We start from the raw sequence: 280 nt of genomic DNA, 5'->3' as shown, positions 1-280 counted from the left end.
CGGACAGCGCGCTGCCGATGGTGGTGTAGAGCGCACCCTGGATACCGTACTCCGGCGATACCAGGCCGCCCACCGCATCCACGGACGCCCCGCCTCCCAGAATCGACGCCACGCTGGACAGGCTGGCGTGCATCTGGCCGCCGTTGATGGCCTGCATGCTGCCGGCAGCCACCTGGCCCACCGCCAGATTGTCGAGCGTTGTTCCGCCGGCTCCGCCCAGGGTGATGGTGGAGCGATCTGCCGCGTCGTAGCGCACGCCCAGGGTGTCCAGTTCGCCGAC

The 280-nt window shown here is 69.6% G+C and carries 1 pseudogene; it reads right to left on the bottom strand.

Annotation, left to right across the window (positions count from 1 at the left end):
- Positions 1–280, bottom strand: a pseudogene (locus SB719_RS19655) (hypothetical protein); the annotation flags it as partial.

The sequence above is a fragment of the Pantoea sp. SIMBA_079 genome, from assembly GCF_046940275.1.
In the GTDB taxonomy this organism is placed as follows: domain Bacteria; phylum Pseudomonadota; class Gammaproteobacteria; order Enterobacterales; family Enterobacteriaceae; genus Pantoea; species Pantoea borealis.
The sequence above is the reverse complement of the archived record's forward strand: the minus strand, read 5'-3'. Positions and strand labels throughout refer to the sequence as shown.